The sequence below is a fragment of the Nonomuraea sp. NPDC050643 genome, assembly GCF_040654715.1.
In the GTDB taxonomy this organism is placed as follows: domain Bacteria; phylum Actinomycetota; class Actinomycetes; order Streptosporangiales; family Streptosporangiaceae; genus Nonomuraea.
In genome coordinates this window covers 55,869-79,273 of record NZ_JBFAIM010000039.1, presented here as the reverse complement: position 1 = coordinate 79,273, position 23,405 = coordinate 55,869, and the positions used below count along the sequence as shown (strand labels likewise).

Sequence of the window (23,405 nt, the reverse complement as noted above, 5' to 3'; positions counted from 1 at the left end):
CGACCAGGGCCGGGAATGGAATTTGTCACGCAGGGTAGCCTTACCTAACTTTTGCTCGCCCTAGAATCAGGAAGGTCAAGGCCGAGCAGAAGATGAGCCCGAGCATGACACAGGCCATGGGTACGGCGGTCCCGGATCCGGCAAGTCCGACCAGCGGAGCCGAGGCGGCGCCCAGCGCGAACTGCAGCACGCCCGTCAGGGCCGAGGCGCTGCCGGCGATCTGGGCGGGCTGCGAGCCCAGGGCCAGCGCCCCGGTGCCGGGCAGGACCAGGCCCTGGCCGAGCATGATGACGACCAGGCCGCTCACGATGCCCCACAGGCCGAGCCCGGTGAGCGCGGCGGTCATCAGCAGCGCCCCGCCGACCAGGCCGATGACGAGCCCGACGCGGACCAGCAGGACGGGCGGCACGCGTCCCGACAGCCGGCCGCCGAGCTGGGCGGTGGCGGTCAGGGCGAGGGCGTTGAGGGCGAAGATGAGCGAGTACTGCTGGGGCGTGGCGCCGTAGACCTCCTGGAGGACGAACGGCGAGCCGGAGATGTAGCCGAACATGGCGCCGAACGCCAGGCCGCCGGTCAGCGCGAAGCCCATGAAGGTGCGGTTGCGCAGGAGCTGCCAGAACGTGCGCACGGTGTGCTTGAGACCGCCGCTCTCCCGCGCGCCGGCGGGCAGCGTCTCGCGCACGCCCGCCAGCACGGCCAGCAGCAGCACCAGGCCGGCGAGGCTGAGCGCCACGAACACGCCGCGCCACGACGTGAACGCCAGGAGCTGGGCCCCGGCGATGGGCGCCAGGATCGGCGCCAGGCCGCTGACGAGCATCAGCGTGGCGAAGATGCGGGCGATGGCGGCGCCGTCGTACAGGTCGCGGACGACGGCGCGCACGATGACCAGGGCAGCGCCGCCCAGGATGCCCTGCAGCAGGCGGAAGGCGATGAGCATCGGCACCGAGGGGGCGAACGCGCACAGCAGCGAGGCCAGCATGAACCCGGCCACGCCCACCATCAGCGGCACGCGCCGGCCGCGCACGTCGCTCACCGGGCCGGCGATGATCTGGCCGACGGAGACGCCGATGAGACAGGCCGTCAGCGTGAGCTGGACCTGGGCGGGGGCGCTCAGCATTTCGGAGGTGATGGCCGGCAACGCGGGGAGGTACATGTCGATGGAGAGCGGCCCGATCGCCGACAACGCGCCCAGGATCACCAGGAGTGTCCCGCGGCGGCTCTTCTGTTTCGGTTGGACGGCGTTCGTTCGGGCGGCTGCGGACGTGGCTTGTGCCACGGACATGCGTGATCCCCTTTCCCTCGCAGGCCGATGGCCCACGAGGGCCGAGAGATCAAACCAGGATCCGGTCCTCCTAATTCCCGGTTATCAGACTTTTCACGAAGTTTCGTGAAGCTGGATGATCGAGAGGGGCGCGCCGTGCGGGTCGATGAGCATCGTGAACGGACCGGGAGGCGCCTGCATCGTGCGGACGAGGATCTGGGCGCCCGCCTGCTCGGCCGTGTCCGTGGCGGCCTCGAGGTCGGCGACGGCGAAGTACGGCATCCAGAACGACGGCGTGCCCGCCGGGTAGTCGGAGGCCATCTCCATCATCCCCGCGACGCCCAGGCCCCCCGCCTGCCACTCGGTGTACTTCATGCCCTGCAGGTCCTGCAGGAGCGGCGTCCAGCCGAAGACCTCGGAGTAGAAGCGCTCGGCGGCCGGCACGTCGGTGCTGAGCAGCTCGTTCCAGCAGAACGAGCCGGGCTCGTTGACCAGCTCGGCGCCGCGGTGGCCGCGGGCCTGCCAGGCGGCGGCGTACGAGCCGTCGGGCGCGGTGAAGGCGGTCATGACGCCGTCCTCGAAGATCGGCATGGCCTCCATGAGCACGGTGCCGCCCGCGTTCGCGACACGCCCGGCGAGGGCGGCGGCGTCGTGTGTGGCGACGTAGGTGTTCCAGGACGAGGTGCGCCGCCCGTCCATGACCGGCCCCAGCCCGGCGACCCGCCGGCCGTCGAGGACGAACATGCCGTAGCCGCCGGCGGCGGGGTCGTCGCTCATGTCCGCCCGCCAGCCGAAGATCTCCCCGTAGAAGCGGGCCGAGGCCTCGACGTCGGTGCTGGAGATGTCCACCCAGCACGGGACCCCGGGGTCGTATCCACTGCGTTGCGACATTGCACCCTCCTGTCACGTGCTCACCGGACTCATCGGGCTCACCTTCGGTGAGCTCACCGCCAGGGTTTCACCGGACGGAGGTGCTTTCAGCCAAACTCCGGCGTCAAATGTGTCCTGATGCGGTCATACTTACCTGCGGCCCGGACCGCCTGGCGGAGTCCCTAAACTCGTGGCCATGGATTCTCCAGCCGTCGAGATCGTCGACCTGGTCAAACGTTACGGCGGCAGCACCGCCCTCGACGGCCTCACCCTGCGCGCCGAGCGCGGCGCGGTCACCGCGGTCCTCGGTCCCAACGGCGCGGGCAAGACGTCCACGGTGGAGATCTGCGAGGGGTTCCGCACGGCCGACGCGGGCACCGTGCGGGTGCTCGGGCTGGCGCCCACGCTGCCCGAGCTGCGACCCCGGGTGGGCGTCATGCTGCAGGCGGGCGGCGTGCCGCCGGCGATGCGCTGCGCCGAGTGGCTGCGGCTGGTCTCGCGCTTCCACGCCCGGCCCCTCGACCCGCCGGCGTTGCTGGCGCGGCTGGGGCTGACGGAGCACGCGCGCACCCCCTACCGGCGGCTGTCGGGCGGGCAGCAGCAGCGGCTGTCGCTGGCCGCGGCCGTCGTCGGGCGGCCCGAGCTGGTCTTCCTCGACGAGCCGACGGCCGGGCTCGACCCGCAGGCCAGGCACGCCTGCTGGGAGCTGGTGGGCGAGCTGCGCTCGGCGGGCGTGTCGGTGGTGCTGACCACGCACCACATGGACGAGGCCGAGCGGCTGGCCGACCACGTCGTCATCATCGACAGGGGCCGCGTGGTGGCCGAGGGCAGCCCGGCCTCGCTGACGGGGGCAGAGCGGCAGCTCAGGTTCAGGGCGCGCCCGGGGCTGGAGCTGGAGGAGCTGCTCAACGCGCTGCCGACGGGCAGCGCGGCCAAGGAGTCGCCCGCCGGGCACTACATCATCGAGGGCCAGGTGGGGCCCGAGCTGCTGGCCACGGTGACGGCCTGGTGCGCGGCCGAGGGCGTCACGGCCGACGACCTGCGGATCGAGCGCCGCACCCTCGAAGACGTCTTCCTCGAGCTGACCGGCAGGGAGCTGCGATGACCGCGCCCGTTCTCGACTTCACCCCCGCGCCCGGGGCGGCGCCGTTCCCGCGCATGGTGCTCGCGCAGGCGGGGGCGGAGATCCGCGCGATGCTGCGCAACGGCGAGCAACTGCTGCTCACCCTGATCATCCCGGTGCTGCTGCTGACCGGATTCTCGCTGGCGCCGCTGATCGACGTCGGCGGCGGCAGCCGGGTCGACTTCCTGGCGCCCGGCGTGCTGGCGCTGGCGGTCATGTCCACGGCCTTCACCGGCCAGGCCATCGCGACGGGGTTCGAGCGGCGCTACGGCGTGCTCAAGCGGCTGGGCGCGACGCCGCTGTCCAGGGCCGGCCTCATGCTCGCCAAGACGACGGCGGTCGTGGGCGTGGAGGCCATCCAGGCCGTGATCATCGTGGTCGTGGGCCTGGCGCTGGGGTGGCGGCCGCAGGGGTCGTTCCTGAGCGCGGCGCTGCTGGTGGTGCTGGGCACCGCGGCCTTCAGCGGGCTCGGGCTGCTCATGGCGGGCACCCTGCGCGCCGAGGCCACGCTGGCCGGGGCCAACCTGGTCTATCTGGTGCTGCTGGGGGCGGGCGGGGTGGTGTTCCCGCTGTCGAAATACCCCCAAGGGGCGCAGCCGGTCCTGGAGGCACTGCCGATCTCGGCGCTGAGCAGCGGGTTGCGCTCGGTGCTCGCCCAGGGGGCGGGGCTGCCCCTGGTGCCGGTGGTCGTGCTGACGCTGTGGGCGGTGGTGTCGCTGGGGCTGGTGTCACGGACGTTCCGCTGGGAATAGCCCGTCACTCCGGTTGGGGCTGTGGGTCAGGACGTTCGGCGTGCAGGGCGGCGTAGCGGCGTCTCGCGACGACGGCCACCACGGTCAGCGGGAGCACGGCGCCGGCGGCCAGGCCGAACAGCAGCCCGTAGCGGCCCTGGTCGGCCAGCGGGCCCGCCGCCCAGGAGGCGACCGCGCTGCCCACGAACAGGGCGCAGGCGAAGAAGGCGATCGTGGTGCCCCGCGCCTCGGGCACGACCGAGGTGGCCCAGGTCTGCAGCGAGGAGTGCAGGAACGACCAGCCGCCGCCGAGCAGCAGCGCCGTGACGGCCACGGTGGGCACGCCGACGTGCACGGCCACGATGGCGAACCCGGCGCAGAGCTGCGCGCCGCCCACCGCCATCAGCAGGGGCGGGGGCCAGGTCCCCGACAGCCGCTTGACGAGCTTGGCGACCGCCCACAAGCCCAGCCCGTACGCGGTGACGGCCAGACCGGCGACGGCGGCGGCCACCCCGGCGTGCTGCAGCGCGGTCGGCAGGAAGGGCAGGGCGCCGAGCATGATCGCCCCCTCCGTGAACGCCAGCGCGAACACCAGCAGCGCCCACCGCTGCCCGAGCACCGCCCGCAGATACCGGCCCGCGCCGTGCCCCGCGCCGCCGGGGCGGGGCGGCTCCGGCAGCGAGCGCAGCGACAGCGCGCAGGCCAGGGCGCAGACCGCGGGCACGGTGAAGGCCACCCGCCAGTCGAACCGGCCCGCGACCACCCCGCCCAGCCCGGTGGCCAGCGCCGTGCCGAGGGCGGCGGCGGCCATGAGGTCCGTGAGGGCGCGCTGGCGTACGGACTGCTCGACGGTGTCGCCCACGTACGTCAGGCTGGTCGGGATGATCGCGCCGAAGCAGGCCCCCGTCACCACCCTGGCCAGCACGAGCGCCCCCAGGACCGGCATCAGCGCGGACACCAGCCCCGCCAGCGCCGCGCCGAGCAGCGCCCCGCGCATCACCCGGACGCGCCCGAACCGGTCGGACAGCAGTCCCCACAGCGGCTGGGTCAGCCCGTACGCCAGGTAGTAGCCGCTGGCGGCGGCGACCGAGGCCGACAGCGAGACGTTCAGGTCGGTCGCGATCAGCACGAGCATGGGGCTCACCGCGAAGCGGTCGAAGCTGCTGACGAAACCGGCCACGGACAGGGCCAGCGGCGGCCGGGCAAGACTTACGGGGGATTTCATACGTCCATGGCTCTTTTATCCGAATTAATGATCCAGTCAGCAGTAGTACCACCTTAAAGGCGGAGATGTCGGCCGAGGTGAGTAGGCTCTGACGGTTGCCCTCGTCACCTCAGAGGAGTCCCGTGACCGCCTTCGCCCTCGACGAACCGCTCGACCGCGGCCCCGGCCTGCCCAGGCCGGGCAACCTGCTGCGCACCGCGGCCGACTCGATCCCGCCCTCCGGGCTGGTGCTGCTGGCGATCTTCTCGGTGCAGCTCGGCGCGGGGTTCGCCAAGGAGTTGTTCGCGACGCTGCCGCCGAGCGCGGTGGTGTTCCTGCGCATCGCGGCCGGGGCGCTGATCATGGGGGCGTTCGTCCGGCCCAGGCTGAAGGGGCTGACCTGGCGCGACTGGGCGGTGGCGGTCGGCTTCGGCGCGACGCTCGCCGTCATGAACCTGGTCTTCTACGAGGCCCTGGCGCGGTTGCCGATGGGAATCGCGGTCGCCATCGAGTTCCTCGGGCCGCTGGGCGTGGCGGTGGCGGCCTCGCGGCGCCGGCTCGACCTGCTGTGGGTGGGGCTGGCGGCGGCGGGCGTGGTGCTGCTGGCGCCCTGGGGCGACTCGGCGTCGGTGAGCTGGGCGGGCATCGGGTTCGCGATGCTGGCCGCGGCGGGGTGGGCGGCGTACATCCTGCTGTCGGCCGCGGCCGGGCGGCGGTTTCCGGGGACGACGGGGTTGTCGATCGCGATGATCGTGTCGGCCGTGGTGATCGCGCCCATCGGGGTGACGACCGGCGGGGCCGACCTGCTGCAGCCGGAGTTGCTGCTGATCGGGCTGGGGGTCGGGCTGCTGTCGTCGGTGATCCCGTACTCGCTGGAGCTGAAGGCGCTGCGGCGGATGCCCAAGCACGTGTTCGGGATCCTGATGAGCCTGGAGCCGGCGGCGGCGGCGATGGTCGGGCTGGTGGTGCTGAGCGAGTTCCTGCAGGTGCAGCAGTGGGCGGCGATCATCTGCATCGTGGCCGCCAGCCTGGGCTCGACCAGGGCGGCCCGGCGCCGCTCGTGACCCGGGCGGGCTTGAGGAGGTCGCGGCGTGGAGGGCCGCCGCGCGCCCGTGGGATGGGGTCTCGGGCGCGCGGCGGGGGCTCGGCCTCGGTGGGCGGGGTGTGCCGAGCCCGTGAAGGTCAGCGGAGTGCGGGTGTCCGCGTGACCTGGCGGGTGTGGCCACCCGCCTCGAACGGGGGTGGCCGATCCACTGGGGATCAGGAGGGTGGGTCCGCCGGCGCTCGCGTGAGGCGTCGCTCGGGTGGCCCACATCGAGATTACCGCCATCGAGGCGGGCACGATCCCCGAATGTCAGAACTTGTGCCGTATGTTCGGCTGCCAGGTGCTCAGTGCTCGGCCCAGATGCCGCGGACGTGGCCGATGTGCTCTTCCATGATCTGCCCGACCGTCGCGGCGTCGCCGCTCTTGAGCGCGTCGAGCAGCGCCAGGTGCTCCCTGGCCGAGTCGCCCAGCGTGCCGCGCTCGGAGAGCTGGGACAGCCCGTAGAGCCTGGCCCTGTTGCGCAGGTCGCGGACGACGGAGACCAGGTGGGCGTTGCCGCACAGGGTCAGCAGCTCGACGTGGAAGCGCAGGTCGGCGTCCACGTACGCCAGCAGGTCGCCCCGCTCGCTGGCCGCGACGATCTCCTGGGCGATGGGCCGCAGCCGCTCGAACTCCTCCGCCCGCGAGCTGTCGGCCAGCCGGGACACGGTCGGCACCTCGATGAGCTGGCGGATCTCGGTGAGCTCGTCGAGGTCGCGGTCGGACAGCTCGGTCACCCGGAAGCCCTTGTTGCGCACCGCCTCGACCAGGCCCTCCTTGGCCAGGTCGAGCATGGCCTCGCGGACGGGTGTGGCCGAGACGCCGAACTGGGCGGCCAGCACCGGCGCGGAGTAGACCACCCCCGGCCGCATCTCCCCGGTGATCAGCGCGGCGCGCAGCGCGTGCGCGACCTGCTCGCGCAGGCTCTGCCGCTCCCCCACCATCGGCAGGTCGAGCCGGTCATCGGCAGTCATCCCGCCATCCTCTCTATGTCCACGCCTCGTACGCGGCGGCCGCGACCACGAGGTCCTCCCACGCCATGCCCGTGCTCTTGAACACGCGCGGCCCCGGACCGGCGACCACCCTCCCGGCGACGAGGTCGGCGAGGTTACCGGCGAGATGACCAGTGGTGATCGTACCTTGGCTGATCGGGACGATGATGTCTCCGGCCTCCTCCAGGGCGGCCGCCCTGGCCTCGACGACCACGGTGGCGCGGGCGACGAGGTCGCCGTCGAGCTCACGGGCGCCGGGTTCGTGCGACCCGACCGCGACGACGGTGACGCCGTCGCGGGCGAGCTTACCGGGGAACAGGGGCTCCCTGGCGGTGGTGCAGCAGGCGATGAGATCCGCCGCCCCCACGGCCCGCGCGACCGCCTCCGCCTGGTCGGGGCCAGGCGAGGACGGGGTCGGGGGTGGGGTCAGGGCGCGGGCGGTCAGGCCGAGGTCGCGGCAGCGGGCGGCGAGGGACTCGGCGCGGCCGGCGTCGCGGGCGACGACGGTGACGTCCTCGACGGGGCGCACCTCCCGCAGCGCCAGCACGTGCCCCCAGGCCTGGGGGCCGCTCCCGTACACGACGAGCCGCCGGGCCCCCGTATCGGCCAGGTGGCGGACGGCGAGGGCGGAGACGGCGGGGGTGCGCAGCGAGGTGAGCGCGATCCCGTCCATGGCCGCCAGCGGGGTGAGGGTGTCGCCGTCCAGCAGCAGGTACGTCCCCTGGATCCGGGGCAGCCCGCGCCCGGGGTTGCCGGGGGCGATGCTGACCGCCTTCACGCCCACGTAACGGCCGGTCGAGGCGGGCATGAGCAGGAGCTGCCCGGCGGGCACGTCGACGACCGGGCGCTGCGGCGTGGCCTCCGGGTCGAGGCCGGCCCGGAGCGCGTCCTCCAGGACCGTCACCGCCCGGCCCATCGGCACCAGCCGCTCCAGCGTGGCGGCGTCCAGGTACGGGAGCCCGCTCATCGGAGCGTGAACCCGGTCGGGAAGGGATCGTCCGGATCGAGCTCGAAGACGTGCCTGCCGGTCCGGTACGCCTTGCCGTCGATCTCCACGATCACGCCCTCGGGGGTCTCGTCCATCACGGTGGCGGCGAAGAAGCTGCCCACGATGCTCTGGTGGATGAGGCGCCGGGTCCTGTCCCGGTCGTGCAGGAGCGCCATCCTGGCCGCGGTGCCGGAGCCGCACGGTGAGCGGTCCACCTCGCCGTCGGCGAACACCGTGACGTTGCGCTGCCGCGTGATGCCCTCCACGTCGGGCAGCTCGTCGTGGAAGATCACGCCGTAGATCCCCGACAGCCGCTCGTCCGCCGGATGCCTGGAGGCCGGATGGTCGGCCAGCTCGGCCTTGATCCGGCGGCTGTGCGCGACGAGGGCGTCCAGGTGCCGGGGCTCGACCGACAGCCCGAAGGCCGCGGCCGGCACCGACGCGTAGATCGCTCCCCCGTAGGCGACGTCCACGCTCACGCCGGCCACGCGCAGGTCGCGGGCGATGACGAAGGAGGGGACGTTGACGAAGGTCAGGGACTGCACCCGCCTCTCGGACGCGCGTACCTGGGCCGTGACGCGCCCCGACGGCACGTCCACCACCACGTTCGCGAGCCCGTCCGGGCCCGGCTCGACCAGCCCTTCGTGCACCGCGTACGCGCCCAGCGCCAGGGTGCCGTGCCCGCAGGCGGTGGAGAAGCCGTCCTTGTGCCAGAACAGCGCTCCCAGGTGCGCGCCGGGGTCGTTCGGCGGGACCAGGAAGCAGCCGTACATGTCGGCGTGGCCGCGCGGCTCGTGGCACAGCAGCCGCCGGACGTCGTCGAGCTCGGCCATGGCGGTGGTGCGGCGGGCGAGCACGTCCTCGCCCGCGATCTCCGGCACGCCGCCGGTCACGATCCGGAACGGCTCGCCGGCCGTGTGGTAGTCGACGGTGGTGATCACAGCTCGAACCCCGCGGGGAACGGGTCGCGCGGGTCGAGGAAGTACTGGGCGGTGCCGGTGATCCAGGCCCGGCCGGTGATCGACGGCACGATCGCCGGCTCCCCGCCCACGGTCGTCTCCTCGGTGATCCGGCCGATGAACCGGGTGCCGATGAACGACTCGTTGACGAAGTCCCGGCCGGCCGGCAGTTCGCCGCGGGCGTGCAGTTGCGCCATCCGGGCGCTGGTGCCGGTGCCGCAGGGCGAACGGTCGAACCAGCCGGGGTGGATGGCCATGGCGTGCCGCGAGTGGTGGGCGTCGGAGCCGGGGGCGGCGAAGTAGACGTGGTGACAGCCGCGGATGCGGTCGTCCTCGCGGTGCACGGGCTCGCCGGCGGCGTTGATGGCCTCCATGGTGGCCAGACCGGCCGCGATGATCTCGTCCTTGGCCTTGCGGTCGAAGGGCAGGCCGTAGTGGTCGAGGTCGACGATGGCGTAGAAGTTGCCGCCGTACGCCAGGTCGTACGGGATCCTCCCGAAGCCGGGCACGGTCACCGCGGCGTCGAGCCGGTCGCTGTAGGAGGGCACGTTGCGCAGCGTCACCGACATGGCCATGCCGTCCTCCACGGCCACGTCCACCTCGACGAGCCCGGCGGGCACCTCCAGGCGCACGGTCGTGACCGGCTCGACGACCTCCACCATGCCGGTCTCCACCAGCACGGTCGCCACGCCGATGGTGCCGTGCCCGCACATCGGCAGCAGCCCGGACACCTCGATGAACAGCACGCCGAAGTCCGCGTCGGGCCTGGTCGGCGGCTGGAGGATGGCGCCGCTCATGGCCGAGTGGCCGCGCGGCTCGGTCATCAGCAGCGTGCGGACGTGGTCGAGGTTGTCGCGGAAGTAGACGCGCCGCTCGGCCATGCTCGCGCCCGGGATCACGCCGATGCCGCCCGTGATGACGCGGGTCGGCATGCCCTCGGTGTGGGAGTCGACGGCGTGGAAAACGCGTTTGGTCCTCATCGCAGCCCTTCTGCCAGTGCCTTCTCGGTCGCCGCCCGCACGATAGCGGCCTGCTCCCCGGTCAGCGGCTGCCGGGGCTGCCTGCACGGGCCCCCGTGGCGGCCCGCGAGGTCCATGGACAGCTTGATGGCCTGGACGAACTCGGTCTTGGAGTCCCAGCGCAGCAGCGGGTGCAGCGTCTTGTAAAGGGGCAGCGCGGTGTCCAGGTCACCGGCCACGGCCGCCCGGTAGAGCGCGACATTGGAGGCGGGCAGCGCGTTGGGGTAGCCGGCGATCCAGCCGACCGCCCCGGCGACGGCCAGTTCGAGCAGCACGTCGTCGGAGCCGACCAGCAGGTCCAGCTCGGGCGCCAGCTCGGCGATCTCGTACGCCCTGCGCACGTCCCCGCTGAACTCCTTGATCGCCACGATCAGCCCCTCCTCGTGCAGCCTGGCCAGCAGCGCGGGGGTCAAGTCCACCTTGGTGTCGTAGGGGTTGTTGTAGGCCACGATCGGCACGCCCGCCTTGGCGACCTCGCGGTAGTGCTCGACGACGGCCCGCTCGTCGGCCCGGTAGGCGTTCGGGGGCAGCAGGAGCACCGAGCCGCAGCCCGCCTCGCCCGCCTGCTCGGCCCAGCGCCGCGACTCGGCGGCGCCGTACGCGCCCACCCCGGCCATCACGTTGCCGCCGCCGGCGGCCTCGACGGCGGTCTCGATCACCTGGGCCCGCTCCTGCGGGGTGAGGGTCTGGTACTCGCCCAGCGATCCGTTCGGCACGACGCCGTCACAGCCGTTGGCGAGCAGCCAGCGGCAGTGCTCGGCGAAACCGTCGTAGTCGACCGCCAGGTCGTCGCGCAGGGGCAGCGCGGTGGCGACCATGACGCCCTGCCAGGGCTTGCTGCGGTGGTCCATCGGGAGGTCCTCCATGTCGGGGTCATCGAGCGGGGTGGTCGTCGGGGCCGGGCGTGTCGTCGGTCTCGGCCAGGGCGCCCAGGGTGACGGGCTGGGCGATGGGGCGGCGCGGCGGCGTGTGCGGCCCTCCGGCCAGGCAGGAGATCGCGTAGCCGCAGATGCGGCCCTGGCACCAGCCCATGCCGGGGCGGGCCAGGAGCTTGATGGAGCGCGCGTCGGTGGCGCCCAGCTCCTGCGCCTCGCGTACGCGGGCCAGCGGCACCTCCTCGCACCGGCACACCAGCGTGTCCGCCCGCAGCCATCCCTGCCATCCCGGTTCGACCAGGTAGGCCCGCTGCAGCGCCGTACCGAACGCCCGCCACCGCTCCCGCCGCCGCAGGAGCACCCCGGCGACCCCTTCGAGCAGTCCCTGCGCGCCCGCGACCGGCGCGGGCCTGGCGGAAGGGGCGCCGCGAACGCCGTCGCGGGCGTCGGCGGCGATGGTCTGGCCCGCGATGCGGCCCTCCAGCTCGGCCAGGCGCCAGCCGCCCACGCCGGTGGGCTCGCCCGCCGCCCACACGCCGGGCACGGTGGTGCGCTGGGCGGCGTCGACGCTCAGCACCGGGCCGCCGTCGGCGTCGGGGCGGGTCTGGCACCCGAGCTGCGTCCCCAGCTCGATCTGCGGCACGAATCCGTAGCCGGTGGCCAGGGTGTCGCACGCGACGACGCGGGTGGCCAGAACGTTCCACTCCTTGTCGAGGCGGGCCACGGTCACGGCCTCCACCTCGCGGTCCCCGTGGGCCGCCACCACCGCCTGGCGCGTGTGGTACGGCACCCGGTGCCGGGCCAGCGTGGCCGCGTACCCCGCCGCCTCCCCGGCCTTGCCCAGGGCCAGCAGCGGATGCCTGGCCAGCCCGAGCCCGCCGCCGGCCTCGAACACTCCCAGCACCCGCGCCCCCGCCCCGGCCAGCCCCGTGGCCACCGGCAGCAGGAACGGCCCGGTGCCCGAGACGACGATCCGCCGGCCCGCCACGACGCCGTTGCCCTTGAGCAGCGCCTGCGCGCCACCGGCGGTGAGCACGCCGGGCAGGTCCCACCCGGGGAAGGGCAGCGGCCGGTCATAGGCGCCGGTGGCGATCAGCAGCCGCCGCGCCCGCACGGCCACCGGCCGCTCACCAAGCGAACCACGCGAACCGGTCGAGCCGGTCGAGCCGGTCGAAGCGGTCGTGTCCGCCGGGCCGGGAGCCGGGTCGCGGGTCAGGCAGTGGACGGTCAGTTCGCCGCCGTCCGGATCGCGGGACACGTTCCACACCTGATGCCGCAGCAGCAGGTCGGCCCGCTCGCCGAGCGCCCGCGCCTGCCGCAGGAACCGGTCGAGGCCGGGCGCAGAACCCGGGACGGCGGGATGGCGGAAGTACTGGCCGCCGAGCCGCGCGCCCGTGTCCACGAGCGCCACCCGCAGCCCCGCCCGTGCCGCCGTGAGCGCGCCCGCCACCCCCGCGGGCCCGCCACCGATCACCACCAGGTCGTACGTCACGACGCCGTCACCTCGTCACCGGGCGCCGCCTCCAGCAGGCAGGCCCGCTCGGGCGCCCGCCCGTTGACGGACACCAGGCAGTCGAAGCAGACCCCGATCCCGCAGAACAGCCCGCGAGGCCGCCCGCCGAACCGGGTGGCCCGCCACGACCGCACGCCCGCCGCGTGCAGGGCCGCGCCGATCGTCTGTCCCGGCACGACCGGCACCGGCCGGCCGTCGAAGGTGATGTGGAACGTCACAGAGCCTCCTGGGCGAAGCGGTCGGGGCGGAAGGGGCTCAGGTCCAGGTCGGGCCGCTCGCCGGACAGGACCTGCGCGAGCAGGTGGCCGGTCGCCGGGGCCAGCCCGATGCCGGCGCCCTCGTGCCCGCACGCGTGGTGGAGCCCCGGCGCGCGCGGGTCGGCGCCGATGACGGGCAGGTGGTCGGGGCAGTACGGCCGGAACCCGCAGTAGGACCGGATGGCCCGGACCTCGCGCAGCGCGGGGAAGAGCGCGACGGCCTGGGCGGCCAGGCGGGCGAGGACCGGCACCGACGTCGTCCGGTCGAACCCGACCCGCTCCCTGCTGGCCCCGATGAGCACGGTCCCCGCGGGCGTGCCCTCCACCACGGCCGAGGTCTCCAGGCCGGCGGAGTCGCTGGCCACGTTCGTCACGTAGGCGGCGGTGTAGACCTTGTGCCTGACGAGCGGCTCGCGCAGCGGCTCGGTGACGAGGATGAACCCGCGCCGGGGCAGGACCGGCAGGTCCACGCCCGCCAGCGCGGCCACCTCGCCGCCCCAGGTGCCCGCCGCGTTGACGACCGCCCCGCCGAGCACGTCGCCCTGTGAGGTGCGTACGCCCGTCACCCGCTCGCCCGACCGGAGGAACCCGGTCACCGTGGCGCCCAGCCGCAGCCGCAGCGTGCCGTGGCCGAAGCGCTCGGCGCCGTGCTTGAGCAGGGCGGCGGCGGCCAGCATGGGCTGCACCTGCGCGTCCTGCGGATAGAACACGCCTCCGGCGAGCCCCTCGGCGAGGTGCGGCTCGTAGTCGCGCAGCTCGCCGGCCGGGACGAGGGCGTGCTCCACGCCCTGTTTGGCGGCCAGCTCGCCGAGCCGCCGCCGCACGTCGTCGGTCTCGGCGACGACCAGGCCGCCCTTGGGCTCGAACTCGAACCCGCCGTGCGGGGCCAGCGAGCGCCACAGCCGGTTCGACAGCACGGCCAGGTCCAGCTCGGGTCCCGGCTCCTTGTCGGACACCAGCACGTTGCCCTCACCGGAGCCCGTCGTGCCGCCCGCCACGGGTCCCCGGTCGATCACGGTCACGTCGAGCCCGGCGCGCGCGCAGTAGTAGGCGCAGGCCGCCCCCACCACTCCGGCGCCGACGACGATGACGTCGGACATAACCACCTCCCCCAGTAATATGTCACATACCTTGGTGGCTTGAGAAGCCCGTTCCCGGTGGCGGGACCGACCGACCAGGCCCTTACCATCGATGACGTGAAGCTACCCACGGACCATCCCCACCCCTACGTGCGCCGGCTGTTCTCCTTCTGGGCCCCGACCCGGTCGGCGATGCGCGGCTGGGCGATGGCGTCGGTGGTGGTCAACGCGGGCATCACGGTGACCGGCGCGGGGGTGCGCGTGACGGCTTCCGGGCTCGGCTGCCCGACCTGGCCGCAGTGCACGCCCGACAGCTTCATCCCGGTCGCGCATCCCGAGGTCGACCCGCTCAACATGGCCGTCGAGTTCGGCAACCGGCTGCTGACGTTCCTGGTGCTGGCGGTCGGGGTGGCGTGCGTGCTGGCGGCCTGGCGGATGGCGCCGCGCCGCCGTTCGCTGACGCGCCTGGCCCTGCTCCAGCCGGTCGGGATCGTCGCCCAGGCCCTGTGGGGCGGGCTGGTGGTCAACACCATGCTCAACCCGATGACGGTGGGCGTGCACTACCTGATCTCCAGCGGCCTGATCGCCGCCTGCTGGCTGCTCTACGCCCGCGCGGGCGAGGGCGACGCCCCCGCGCGGCGGGTGGCCCACCGCGACGTCCGCCGGCTCGGCTACGTGCTGCTCGCGGCGGTGTTCGCGCTGCTGGTGGCCGGCGTCGTGGTCAGCGGCACGGGACCGCACTCGGGCGACGCGATGGCCTCCCGCTTCGACCTCGACATCGAGGCCGTGGCACGGCTGCACGCCGACCTCGCCTACGTCGTGGTGGGGCTGACGTTCGCGCTGCTGTTCGCCCTGCACGTGAGCAACGCGCCGCGGCCCGCCCGGCGGGCGGCGCTGGGGTTGTTCGGGGTGGAGCTGCTCCAGGGCGTGATCGGCTACACGCAGTGGTTCCTGGCCGTGCCGGCCACGCTGGTCCTGCTGCACGTGCTCGGCTCGACGCTGGTCTGGATCGCCGCCCTCAGGGTGGTCACCTCGCTGCGCACCCGCGACCCCGAACCCCTCTCCGCCGACCGCTCCCCCACCGAAGCCACCGCCGCCGTCTGAGGTGGTATGCCAGGCTATGGAGTGTTAAGTCCGCCACTCCCCCGGCCTGGAAGCGGTGCGATTTGCTGGGAAAAGTCCGCCCCACTCGCCAGACGCTCCGACGGGCGTACCAGGCTCTGGTCCTGGTCAGCGTGCTCGCGCTGGCGCCCATGACGTGGGCCTGGCTCGGCAGCTCCCCCCACCGGGTGGCGGCCGAGGGCGACGGCTGGCTGGGGCACGTACCCGAGACGCAGGCCGCGCTGGTGCTCGGAGCGGGCCTGTACAGCGGTCGGCCCACCCCCATGCTGGCCCGGCGGCTCGACATCGCCGCCGAGCTCTACCACGCGGGCAAGATACGGGCGCTGCTGCTGTCGGGCGACAACAGCCGCAAGGAGTACGACGAGCCGACGGCCATGCGCGACTACCTGCGCGCCAAGGGCGTGCCGGGTGAGGTGATGGTGCTCGACTACGCCGGGTTCGACACGTGGGACTCGTGCGTGCGGGCGCGCAAGGTGTTCGGGGCCGAGCGGGTGACGGTGGTCACCCAGGAGTTCCACCTGCCCAGGGCCGTGACGCTGTGCAGGACGGCGGGGCTGGAGGCGTTCGGGGTGGGCGACGACTCCTCCCGGCGCTGGGCCTCCACCACCTACGTCTACGCCGCCCGCGAGCTCTTCGCCACCGCCAAGGCCTTCGCCGACGCCATGGTCCTGCACTCCGACCCCGTCTACCCCGGGCCGCGCGAGGTCTCGCTCACCCGGATCCTGGATCAGGTCGGGGCGCCGGGGGCGTAGCCGGGCGGCGGAGAGCCCCTCGCCACCGACCTGGCGTGCATCTCCGGCACGGGGAAGTCGGCGCGGGCGGTGCTCATGCACTCCAGCAGGGCCCGCTGCTCCTCGTGGAAGGTGTGCTCGTCGACCATGTGGCGGGCCGCCCGCTCGTGCAGCAGCCCCAGCTCGGTGGCGGCGAGCTGGTAGTCGCGCATCGCGCGCAGCCCTCGTTTGCCGCCGTGCACCCTGGCCCACTGCCGGGCCTGCCGCCGCCGGGAGAAGGCCGACAGCATGTAGACGTCGGCCTGGCTGACCAGCTTGGTCGGCTCGTAGGGCGGCAGGTAACGCTGGATGAGCGCCACGATGCGCCGCCGGTCGCCGAACACCACGCCGATGAGCACCACCAGCACGACCAACAGCGCCAGGTAGGCCACCACGAGCCCGGGGAACCCGCCGTAGGAGGCCAGCCCGTTCCACAATCCGTGCAGGATCATCGCCCCGGCCCACCCGGCCAGCACGTAGCTCACCCGCTCGGGCCCGCGGCGCTGGGCCGCGTACGCGACGCCGATTCCGATCATCGAGGTGAACAGCGGGTGCGCCATCGGCGACAGGATGCCGCGCAGCACCACCGTGACCGCCAGCCCCTTGACGCCCGAGGTGGACAGCGCGGCCAGGTAGTAGCTGACGTTCTCGCTCATGGCGAAGCCGAGGCCGACCATGCTGGCGTAGATGATGCCGTCGGTCGGCCCGTCGAGCTCGGCCCTGCGGAACTTGAGCAGGCCCAGCAGCACCAGGCCCTTCATCGTCTCCTCCACCACGGGCGCCCCGAAGGTGGCCGCGAGGCTGCGGGCCGTCGCCTCCGACAGCTTGGCGGTGTCGATGATGTAGTGCAGGTTGAGCGAGTTGATCAGCCCGGCGACCAGCACCGCGACGCCGGCGCCCCAGGCGAAGGCGAAGATCAGGTTGCTGCGCGGCTCCGGCTCCATCCGGTCGAGCGCCAGCACCGCCGCCAGCAGCAGCGGCACGGGCGCCAGGGCGAGCATGAGAGCGATGAAGAACTGCACCGGCGCGCCGTTGAGCACGTCGAAGGAGAAGGAGACGAGGGCGCAGATGCCGGTGACGACCAGCCCGATGATCAACGCGAACGACGGGCGGTCCTTCAACACCCAGCGTGGATCACGGGTCGCCATAGGGTGACTTTAACGGATCAGAGTGTCGGGGTCCGTGTGGGTCCGCGCCGTGCGGTTCGAGGCCCGGCACGCCATGATCGACCTGGAGCGTCGTGTCGCCGATCTCGAACCTCTCGTGCAGCAGGTCGGCGAGGCGCGTGCGCGCACGGTGACAATCCGGCCCCCGCGCCACGACCACATGGGCCGACAGCGTGGGGTACCCACTCGTCACCGTCCAGACATGAAGGTCGTGCACCTTCTCGGGCGTCACGAGCCGGTCCCGGTCGGCGACCTTGGCCGTGTCCGGCTCCCGCCCCACGCATCCGTCCAGCCCCGCGACAACACCTGAAGAGCTATTCATATGTGCATCAAAAGAACAGGAAAAGCCCGGCGCGACGGCCGGGCGGAGGACCTCAAGCCAGCAGCGGATCGATCGCCACGGCCAGGAACAGCAGTGCCAGATAGGCGTTGGACCAGTGGAAGAAGCGCATCGGCCGCAGGTCGACACCGGTCTTGCCCGAGTTGAGGCGGGCCAGCAGGCGGTGCACCTCCCACAGGCACATCACGCCGAGCACGGCCGCGACGACCGGGTAGAACAGCGTGGTGCCGGCCACCGGCCACAGGGCCAGCGAGCAGATCACGGTCGCCCAGGTGTAGGCGATGGACTCCATGATGACCCGCCGTTCGGTGGCCACCACGGGCAGCATCGGCACCTTGGCCGCCGCGTAGTCCTCCTTGTAGCGCATGGCCAGCGTCCAGGTGTGCGGCGGAGTCCAGAAGAACACCACCCCGAACAGCACCAGCGGCGCCCAGTCGAGCCGCTCGGTGATGCCCGCCCAGCCGATCATCACCGGCATGCAGCCCGCGATGCCACCCCAGACGATGTTCTGGGCCGTGCGCCGCTTGAGGATCATCGAGTAGACCAGCACGTAGAACAGGATCGCCGCCAGGGACAGCACCGCGGCGAGCCAGTTGGTGGTGGCCCACAGACCAATGGTGGACAAAATCCCGAGCACGATTCCGAAGATGAGCGCGCCGCGCGGCGACACCTGGTGCCTGGCCAGGGGCCTGCGGCGGGTGCGGCGCATCTTCTGGTCGATGTCGCGATCCACATAGCAGTTGAGCGCGTTGGCGCTGCCCGCCGATAGGGTGCCGAACACCATGACCCAGATGGACGTCCACAGCGGCGGCAGGCCGCCGGCCGCGAGGAACATCACCGGCAGTGTCGTGATCAGCAGCAGCTCGATGATCCGCGGCTTGGTGAGCGCGATGTAGGCCTTCACGACCGTACGGATCGAGCGCGGCGCCTCCACCTGCGGGGATGGGGCCGTCGCCTGCCTGTTGGTCAGCACCGTCAAGGCGCTTCCAGCCTGTGCGGAGTCAACGCGTAACCTCTGATTAGAGCGGATCCATGGGTGGGCGCCGTGGCGCCCCTGCGAACAAACAAACTGTAGTCGCAGGGTCGGCCGGTCCGGCCAATGGGGGGCTTGCGCCGTACATGGACACGCGAGGGCGGAATGGGAATCGATCGCCAGCCGCCCTCGGTTAGGGTCCCGTATGGGCGGGATAGCCAACCACCGATGACAACTAGATTCCGGAGATCGAGCACTTGAGCACCGAACTCGTGCCAGCCCTTGAATGGACCGACCGCGACAAGCAGGCGGTCGACGTCGTTCGAGCCCTGGCGATGGACGCAGTGGAGAAGGCGGGCTCGGGTCACCCCGGCACCGCCATGAGCCTGGCCCCCGCCGCCTACCTGCTGTTCCAGCGCGTGATGCGCCACGACCCGACCGACCCGAACTGGGCCGGGCGTGACCGGTTCGTCCTGTCGTGCGGCCACTCGAGCCTGACGCTCTACATCCAGCTCTACCTTTCCGGCTACGGCCTGACGCTCGACGACCTCAGGCGGCTGCGCCAGTGGGACAGCCTCACCCCCGGCCATCCCGAGCACGGCCACACCGCGGGCGTGGAGACCACGACGGGCCCGCTGGGCCAGGGCCTGGGCAACGCGGTCGGCATGGCGGTGGCGGCCCGCCGCGAGCGCGGCCTGTTCGACCCCGACGCCGAGCGCGGCGCCTCGCCGTTCGACCACCACATCTGGTGCTTCGTCAGCGACGGCGACATCGAGGAGGGCATCAGCCACGAGGCCAGCGCGATCGGCGGCCACCAGAAGCTGGGCAACCTCATCGTCGTGTGGGACGACAACCACATCTCCATCGAGGACGACACGCTGATCGCGAAGTCCGAGGACGTCCTCAAGCGCTACGAGGCCTACGGCTGGCACACCGAGAGCGTCGACTGGACCGCCTCCGGCGACTACGTCGAAGACGTCCAGGCGCTCTACGAGGCGCTGATGGCGGCCAAGGCGGAGACCGACCGGCCGTCGTTCATCCGGCTGCGCACGATCATCGGCTGGCCGGCCCCGAACAAGCAGAACACCGGCAAGATCCACGGCTCGGCCCTGGGCGAGGCCGAGGTCGCCGCCACCAAGCAGGTCCTCGGCATGGACCCGGCCAAGACCTTCGACGTGCCGGCCGAGCTGCTCCAGCACGCCCGCGAGATCGCCCAGCGCGGCCGCGCCGAGCACGCCGAGTGGGAGAAGGGCTACGCCGAATGGCGCCTGGCCAACCCCGAGCGCGCCGCCGAGTTCGACCGCATCTCCCACCGCGAGCTGCCCGCGGGCTGGGCGTCGGCGCTGCCGTCGTTCGAGAAGGGCGCCTCGATGGCCACCCGCAAGGCCTCCGGCGAGGTCCTCAACGCCCTCGCGCCGGTGCTGCCCGAGCTGTGGGGCGGCTCGGCCGACCTGGCCGAGTCCAACAACACCACGATGAAGGGTGAGCCGTCCTTCATCCCGGAGGAGTTCCAGACCAAGGAGTTCCCCGGCAACCGCTACGGCCGCACGCTGCACTTCGGCATCCGCGAGCACGCCATGGGCGCGATACTCAACGGCATCGCGCTGCACGGCGGCACCCGCCCCTACGGCGGCACGTTCCTGGTCTTCTCCGACTACATGCGGCCGGCCGTGCGCCTGGCGGCGCTGATGAAGCTGCCGGTCACCTACGTGTGGACGCACGACTCCATCGGCCTGGGCGAGGACGGCCCGACCCACCAGCCGATCGAGCACCTGTGGGCGCTGCGCGCGATCCCGGGCCTCGACGTGGTGCGGCCGGCCGACGCCAACGAGACCGCCTACGCCTGGAAGACCGTGCTCGAGCACACCGACAGGCCCGCCGCCCTGGCGCTGACCCGGCAGAACCTGCCGGTCTACGAGGGCACCAGCGCCGACGGCGTGGCCCGCGGCGGCTACGTGCTGCGCGATGCGTCCGACGGCCAGCCCAGGGTGATCCTCATCGCCACGGGCAGCGAGGTGCAGATCGCGGTGGACGGCCGCGAGCTGCTCGAGGCGCAGGGCATCCCCACACGGGTGGTGTCCATGCCGTGTGTCGAGTGGTTCAACGGGCAGGACTCCGCATACAGGCAGACGGTGCTGCCGTCCTCGATCCGGGCTCGCGTCGCGGTCGAGGCGGGCATCGCGCTCGGCTGGCACCAGTACGTCGGCGAGTGCGGCGAAGTGGTCAGCCTCGAACACTTCGGTGCGTCTGCCCCGTACAAGACTTTGTACGAGCAGTTCGGGCTGACGGCCGAGCGGGTGGCGGCGGCGGCCAAGGCGAGCCTGGCCAAGCTGGGTCAGGACAAGGGCGAGACGACGGGAAACTGAAGAAGAGATGAGCGAGAACCTCAAGAAGCTGTCCGAGCAGGGCGTTGCCATCTGGCTCGACGACATCAGTCGTGAGCGTCTGCGCAGCGGCAACCTGGAGCAGCTGATCCGCGAGAAGCACGTCGTCGGCGTCACCTCCAACCCGACGATCTTCGCCGGCGCGCTCAGCAAGGGCGACGCCTACGACGCCCAGCTCCACGACCTCGCCGTCCGCGGCGTGGACGTGGGCGAGGCCGTACGCTCGATCACCACCTACGACATCCGCTGGGCCGCCGACGTGCTGCGCCCGGTCTACGACGCCACGGGCGGCGTGGACGGCCGCGTGTCGCTCGAGGTGGACCCGCGGCTGGCCCGCGAGAGCGAGAAGACGGTCGCCGAGGCCAGGGCGCTGTGGTGGCTGGTCGACCGGCCCAACCTGTTCATCAAGATCCCGGCGACGGTCGAGGGCCTGCCCGCGATCACGCAGGCGCTGTCGGAGGGCATCAGCGTCAACGTCACGCTGATCTTCTCGCTCGAGCGCTACCGCGCGGTCATGGACGCCTGGCTGGCCGGCCTGGAGGCCGCGCAGGCCAAGGGCCTCGACCTCGCGACGATCGAGTCGGTGGCCTCGTTCTTCGTCAGTCGCGTCGACAGCGAGATCGACAAGCGGCTCGACAAGCTCGGCAAGCCGGAGCTGAAGGGCAAGGCGGGCATCGCCAACGCGCGCCTGGCGTACGCGGCGTTCGAGGACGTCATGAACTCCGAGCGCTGGCAGCGCCTGCGCGCCGCGGGCGCCCGCCCGCAGCGGCCGCTGTGGGCCTCGACCGGCGTGAAGAACCCGGAATACTCCGACACGATGTACGTCGACCAGCTCGTCGCCCCCGGCACCGTCAACACGATGCCGGAGAAGACGCTCGACGCGGTCGCCGACCACGCCAACGTCACCGGCGACACCGTCCGCCCCTTCTACGAGCAGGCCTGGAACACCATGGCCGCCCTCAAGGAGGCCGGCGTCGACTACGACGACGTGGTGAAGGTGCTGGAGGACGAGGGCGTGCAGAAGTTCGAGGCGTCCTGGAACGAGCTGCTCGAGAGCGTCAAGAAGAACCTGGTTCCGTGATGGAGGTGTCCTACCGCGAGGAGGGGGTGGCCGCGGCCGCCTCCTCCGCCGCGGGGCGCCTCGTCGCCGACGGCGTGCCCGCGCGGCTCGCCGGCGGCGACCCCACGCTGTGGGGTGAGGACGCCGAGGCGGAGGCGGCGGTCAGGCTCGGCTGGCTGACGCTGCCCCGCTCCTCTCGCGAGCTGCTGCCCGAGCTGGGCAAGCTCGCCGAGCGGGCCCGCGCGGAGGGCCTGACGAACGTGGTGCTGGCCGGCATGGGCGGCTCGTCGCTGGCGGCGGAGGTCATCTGCAACACCGCCGACGTGCCGCTCACCGTGCTCGACACCACCGACCCCGGGCAGGTCCGCCGCGCACTGACGGACCGGCTCGAGGCCACGATCGTGGTCGTGGCCAGCAAGAGCGGCTCCACCGTGGAGCCCGACTGCCATCTGCGGATCTACGAGCGGCTGTTCGCCGACGCGGGCCTCGCGCCCGCGGGCCGCGTCGTGGTCGTCACCGATCCGGGCTCGCCGCTGGAGCAGCGCGCCCTCGACGGCGGCCACCACGTGGTCCTGGCCCCTCCCGACGTGGGCGGGCGCTACTCGGCGCTGTCGGCGTTCGGGCTGGTGCCGGCCGCGCTGGCGGGGGCCGACGTCGGGCGGCTGCTCGACGAGGCCGACGAGGTGCTGCCGCTGCTGTCGCGCGACACCGGCAACCCCGGGCTCGACCTGGGGGCCGCGATCGGCGGCGCGGCGCTGGCCGGGCGCGACAAGCTGCTGCTGGAGGACCAGCTCTCGCCGATCAACGGGCTGCCCGACTGGATCGAGCAGCTCGTCGCCGAGTCCACCGGCAAGCAGGGCAGGGGGATCCTGCCGGTCGTGGGCGCCGACCTCAACCGGACGAGCGACGAGCTGGTCATCGCGATCGAGTCGGACGTCGGCGACGTACGCGTCGACGGGCCCCTGGGCGCGCAGTTCCTGGTCTGGGAATACGCCACCGCGATCGCCGGCATGCTGCTCGGGATCGACCCCTTCGACCAGCCGAACGTGGCCGAGTCGAAGGAGAACACCGCGACCCTGCTGGCGCTGCCCGACCTGCCGACCGGCGCGCCCGCGTTCGTCGACGGCCCCGTCGAGGTCTACGGGTCGGCGACGGCCAAGAACCTGCCCGGGCTGTTCAGCGAGCTGTTGCACGCGATCCCGGGCGACGGTTACCTGGCGATCATGGCCTACCTCGACCGGTTGTCGGCGTTCGACGCCCCGATGCCCGAGAGGGCCGACTTCGAGCAGATGACCGACGCGTGGCTGATGGCCGATCCGGCGACGCTGCGGGCGCTGCTCGCCCTGCGTACCGACCGGCCCGTGACGTTCGGGTGGGGGCCTCGGTTCCTGCACTCGACCGGGCAATATCACAAGGGCGGGCCGCAGAACGGGGTGTTCCTGCAGATCACCGGGGTGGTGTCCGAGGACGTGGCGGTCCCCGGCAGGCCGTACACGCTGGGCCGGCTTCAGCTCGCCCAGGCGCTCGGCGACCTGGGGGCGCTGGAGACCCGCGGGCGGCCCGCCGTACGCCTGCATTTGACCGACCGCGCGGCCGGAGTCGCGCGCTTGCTCGCAGCCGCACAGGAGGCTTGAG

General features: G+C 72.5%; 22 protein-coding genes. 8 read left to right on the top strand and 14 right to left on the bottom strand.

Features of this window, described 5'->3' with window-relative positions:
• Positions 1-40: 40 nt before the first annotated feature.
• Positions 41-1,282: a multidrug effflux MFS transporter gene (locus tag AB0I15_RS39460; protein ID WP_358107610.1), complete on the bottom strand. Its 1,242-nt coding sequence runs from the start codon at positions 1,280-1,282 to the stop codon at positions 41-43.
• Between the two features lie 93 nt (positions 1,283-1,375).
• On the bottom strand, positions 1,376-2,152 hold the full coding sequence (locus AB0I15_RS39455) for a VOC family protein (RefSeq protein ID WP_358107607.1): 777 nt from the start codon (positions 2,150-2,152) through the stop codon (positions 1,376-1,378).
• A 175-nt stretch (positions 2,153-2,327) separates the two neighbouring features.
• Between AB0I15_RS39455 and AB0I15_RS39450 the strand changes: the two genes are divergently transcribed.
• Together AB0I15_RS39450 and AB0I15_RS39445 are read left to right on the top strand one after the other, a co-directional pair.
• Positions 2,328-3,236 carry an ABC transporter ATP-binding protein gene (locus AB0I15_RS39450; protein WP_358107605.1) on the top strand — a complete coding sequence of 303 codons (909 nt, stop codon included), beginning with the start codon at positions 2,328-2,330 and terminating at the stop codon, positions 3,234-3,236.
• On the top strand, positions 3,233-4,006 hold the full coding sequence (locus tag AB0I15_RS39445) for an ABC transporter permease (RefSeq protein WP_358107603.1): 774 nt from the start codon (positions 3,233-3,235) through the stop codon (positions 4,004-4,006). The genes AB0I15_RS39450 and AB0I15_RS39445 overlap by 4 nt, the downstream gene beginning before the upstream one ends.
• 4 nt (positions 4,007-4,010) lie before the next feature.
• Here the strand turns inward: AB0I15_RS39445 and AB0I15_RS39440 are convergent, their stop codons facing one another.
• Positions 4,011-5,210, bottom strand: coding sequence for an MFS transporter (locus AB0I15_RS39440; protein WP_358107600.1), 1,200 nt, complete (start codon positions 5,208-5,210; stop codon positions 4,011-4,013).
• Positions 5,211-5,332: 122 nt separating this feature from the next.
• On the opposite strand from AB0I15_RS39440, the gene AB0I15_RS39435 reads away from it, so the two are divergent.
• On the top strand, positions 5,333-6,253 hold the full coding sequence (locus AB0I15_RS39435) for an EamA family transporter (protein ID WP_358107597.1): 921 nt from the start codon (positions 5,333-5,335) through the stop codon (positions 6,251-6,253).
• A gap of 325 nt (positions 6,254-6,578) precedes the next feature.
• On the opposite strand, the gene AB0I15_RS39430 is transcribed toward AB0I15_RS39435, so the two are convergent.
• The 8 genes from AB0I15_RS39430 to AB0I15_RS39395 are packed head-to-tail and all read right to left on the bottom strand — an operon-like array spanning position 6,579 to position 13,976.
• The gene (locus tag AB0I15_RS39430) at positions 6,579-7,247 is read right to left on the bottom strand and encodes a GntR family transcriptional regulator (protein ID WP_358107594.1); all 669 of its coding nucleotides are present in this window, start codon (positions 7,245-7,247) and stop codon (positions 6,579-6,581) included.
• 13 nt (positions 7,248-7,260) lie between these two features.
• Positions 7,261-8,232: an ornithine cyclodeaminase family protein gene (locus AB0I15_RS39425; RefSeq protein ID WP_358107591.1), complete on the bottom strand. Its 972-nt coding sequence runs from the start codon at positions 8,230-8,232 to the stop codon at positions 7,261-7,263.
• A complete protein-coding gene (locus tag AB0I15_RS39420) occupies positions 8,229-9,194 on the bottom strand; it encodes a proline racemase family protein (protein WP_358107588.1) in 966 nt (321 codons plus the stop codon). Before AB0I15_RS39420 ends, AB0I15_RS39425 begins: the two co-directional genes overlap by 4 nt.
• Positions 9,191-10,192: a proline racemase family protein gene (locus AB0I15_RS39415; protein WP_358107585.1), complete on the bottom strand. Its 1,002-nt coding sequence runs from the start codon at positions 10,190-10,192 to the stop codon at positions 9,191-9,193. The genes AB0I15_RS39420 and AB0I15_RS39415 overlap by 4 nt, the downstream gene beginning before the upstream one ends.
• The gene (locus AB0I15_RS39410) at positions 10,189-11,097 is read right to left on the bottom strand and encodes a dihydrodipicolinate synthase family protein (RefSeq protein WP_358107582.1); all 909 of its coding nucleotides are present in this window, start codon (positions 11,095-11,097) and stop codon (positions 10,189-10,191) included. Before AB0I15_RS39410 ends, AB0I15_RS39415 begins: the two co-directional genes overlap by 4 nt.
• A gap of 7 nt (positions 11,098-11,104) precedes the next feature.
• Positions 11,105-12,598, bottom strand: coding sequence for an NAD(P)/FAD-dependent oxidoreductase (locus AB0I15_RS39405; protein ID WP_358107579.1), 1,494 nt, complete (start codon positions 12,596-12,598; stop codon positions 11,105-11,107).
• A complete protein-coding gene (locus tag AB0I15_RS39400; RefSeq protein WP_358107576.1) occupies positions 12,595-12,837 on the bottom strand; it encodes a (2Fe-2S)-binding protein in 243 nt (80 codons plus the stop codon). Before AB0I15_RS39400 ends, AB0I15_RS39405 begins: the two co-directional genes overlap by 4 nt.
• Positions 12,834-13,976 carry an FAD-binding oxidoreductase gene (locus AB0I15_RS39395; RefSeq protein WP_358107573.1) on the bottom strand — a complete coding sequence of 381 codons (1,143 nt, stop codon included), beginning with the start codon at positions 13,974-13,976 and terminating at the stop codon, positions 12,834-12,836. The genes AB0I15_RS39400 and AB0I15_RS39395 overlap by 4 nt, the downstream gene beginning before the upstream one ends.
• Before the next feature lie 96 nt (positions 13,977-14,072).
• Between AB0I15_RS39395 and AB0I15_RS39390 the strand changes: the two genes are divergently transcribed.
• A complete protein-coding gene (locus tag AB0I15_RS39390; RefSeq protein ID WP_358107570.1) occupies positions 14,073-15,059 on the top strand; it encodes a COX15/CtaA family protein in 987 nt (328 codons plus the stop codon).
• A gap of 62 nt (positions 15,060-15,121) precedes the next feature.
• Positions 15,122-15,829 (top strand): ElyC/SanA/YdcF family protein, encoded by a 708-nt coding sequence (locus AB0I15_RS39385; RefSeq protein WP_358107567.1) that lies wholly within the window; start codon positions 15,122-15,124, stop codon positions 15,827-15,829.
• On the opposite strand, the gene AB0I15_RS39380 is transcribed toward AB0I15_RS39385, so the two are convergent.
• The 3 genes from AB0I15_RS39380 to AB0I15_RS39370 form a co-directional block, all read right to left on the bottom strand.
• Positions 15,805-16,995: a PrsW family intramembrane metalloprotease gene (locus AB0I15_RS39380; protein WP_358107564.1), complete on the bottom strand. Its 1,191-nt coding sequence runs from the start codon at positions 16,993-16,995 to the stop codon at positions 15,805-15,807. The two genes, AB0I15_RS39385 and AB0I15_RS39380, sit on opposite strands and share 25 nt — an antisense overlap.
• Positions 16,982-17,293 carry a hypothetical protein gene (locus tag AB0I15_RS39375; protein WP_358107561.1) on the bottom strand — a complete coding sequence of 104 codons (312 nt, stop codon included), beginning with the start codon at positions 17,291-17,293 and terminating at the stop codon, positions 16,982-16,984. Before AB0I15_RS39375 ends, AB0I15_RS39380 begins: the two co-directional genes overlap by 14 nt.
• A gap of 94 nt (positions 17,294-17,387) precedes the next feature.
• Entirely contained in the window at positions 17,388-18,332 is a 945-nt protein-coding gene (locus tag AB0I15_RS39370) for a heme o synthase (protein WP_358107558.1), read from the bottom strand.
• Between the two features lie 266 nt (positions 18,333-18,598).
• Between AB0I15_RS39370 and tkt the strand changes: the two genes are divergently transcribed.
• The 3 genes from tkt to AB0I15_RS39355 are packed head-to-tail and all read left to right on the top strand — an operon-like array spanning position 18,599 to position 23,404.
• Positions 18,599-20,692 carry a transketolase gene (tkt, locus tag AB0I15_RS39365; protein WP_358107555.1) on the top strand — a complete coding sequence of 698 codons (2,094 nt, stop codon included), beginning with the start codon at positions 18,599-18,601 and terminating at the stop codon, positions 20,690-20,692.
• A gap of 7 nt (positions 20,693-20,699) precedes the next feature.
• Positions 20,700-21,791, top strand: coding sequence for a transaldolase (tal, locus tag AB0I15_RS39360; RefSeq protein WP_358107552.1), 1,092 nt, complete (start codon positions 20,700-20,702; stop codon positions 21,789-21,791).
• Positions 21,791-23,404, top strand: a complete 1,614-nt coding sequence (locus AB0I15_RS39355) for a glucose-6-phosphate isomerase (protein ID WP_358107727.1) — start codon at positions 21,791-21,793, stop codon at positions 23,402-23,404. The genes tal and AB0I15_RS39355 overlap by 1 nt, the downstream gene beginning before the upstream one ends.
• Position 23,405: the final 1 nt, after the last annotated feature.

What these genes read in the sequence shown, in the direction of transcription:
- AB0I15_RS39425 (WP_358107591.1), bottom strand. Translation starts at nt 8,232, where the DNA reads ATGAGCGGGCTCCCGTACCTGGACGCCGCCACGCTGGAGCGGCTGGTG.
- tal (WP_358107552.1), top strand. Translation starts at nt 20,700, where the DNA reads ATGAGCGAGAACCTCAAGAAGCTGTCCGAGCAGGGCGTTGCCATCTGG.
- AB0I15_RS39380 (WP_358107564.1), bottom strand. Translation starts at nt 16,995, where the DNA reads ATGGCGACCCGTGATCCACGCTGGGTGTTGAAGGACCGCCCGTCGTTC.
- AB0I15_RS39430 (WP_358107594.1), bottom strand. Translation starts at nt 7,247, where the DNA reads ATGACTGCCGATGACCGGCTCGACCTGCCGATGGTGGGGGAGCGGCAG.
- AB0I15_RS39415 (WP_358107585.1), bottom strand. Translation starts at nt 10,192, where the DNA reads ATGAGGACCAAACGCGTTTTCCACGCCGTCGACTCCCACACCGAGGGC.
- AB0I15_RS39410 (WP_358107582.1), bottom strand. Translation starts at nt 11,097, where the DNA reads ATGGAGGACCTCCCGATGGACCACCGCAGCAAGCCCTGGCAGGGCGTC.
- AB0I15_RS39445 (WP_358107603.1), top strand. Translation starts at nt 3,233, where the DNA reads ATGACCGCGCCCGTTCTCGACTTCACCCCCGCGCCCGGGGCGGCGCCG.
- AB0I15_RS39460 (WP_358107610.1), bottom strand. Translation starts at nt 1,282, where the DNA reads ATGTCCGTGGCACAAGCCACGTCCGCAGCCGCCCGAACGAACGCCGTC.
- AB0I15_RS39455 (WP_358107607.1), bottom strand. Translation starts at nt 2,152, where the DNA reads ATGTCGCAACGCAGTGGATACGACCCCGGGGTCCCGTGCTGGGTGGAC.
- AB0I15_RS39395 (WP_358107573.1), bottom strand. Translation starts at nt 13,976, where the DNA reads ATGTCCGACGTCATCGTCGTCGGCGCCGGAGTGGTGGGGGCGGCCTGC.
- AB0I15_RS39440 (WP_358107600.1), bottom strand. Translation starts at nt 5,210, where the DNA reads ATGAAATCCCCCGTAAGTCTTGCCCGGCCGCCGCTGGCCCTGTCCGTG.
- AB0I15_RS39355 (WP_358107727.1), top strand. Translation starts at nt 21,791, where the DNA reads ATGGAGGTGTCCTACCGCGAGGAGGGGGTGGCCGCGGCCGCCTCCTCC.
- AB0I15_RS39450 (WP_358107605.1), top strand. Translation starts at nt 2,328, where the DNA reads ATGGATTCTCCAGCCGTCGAGATCGTCGACCTGGTCAAACGTTACGGC.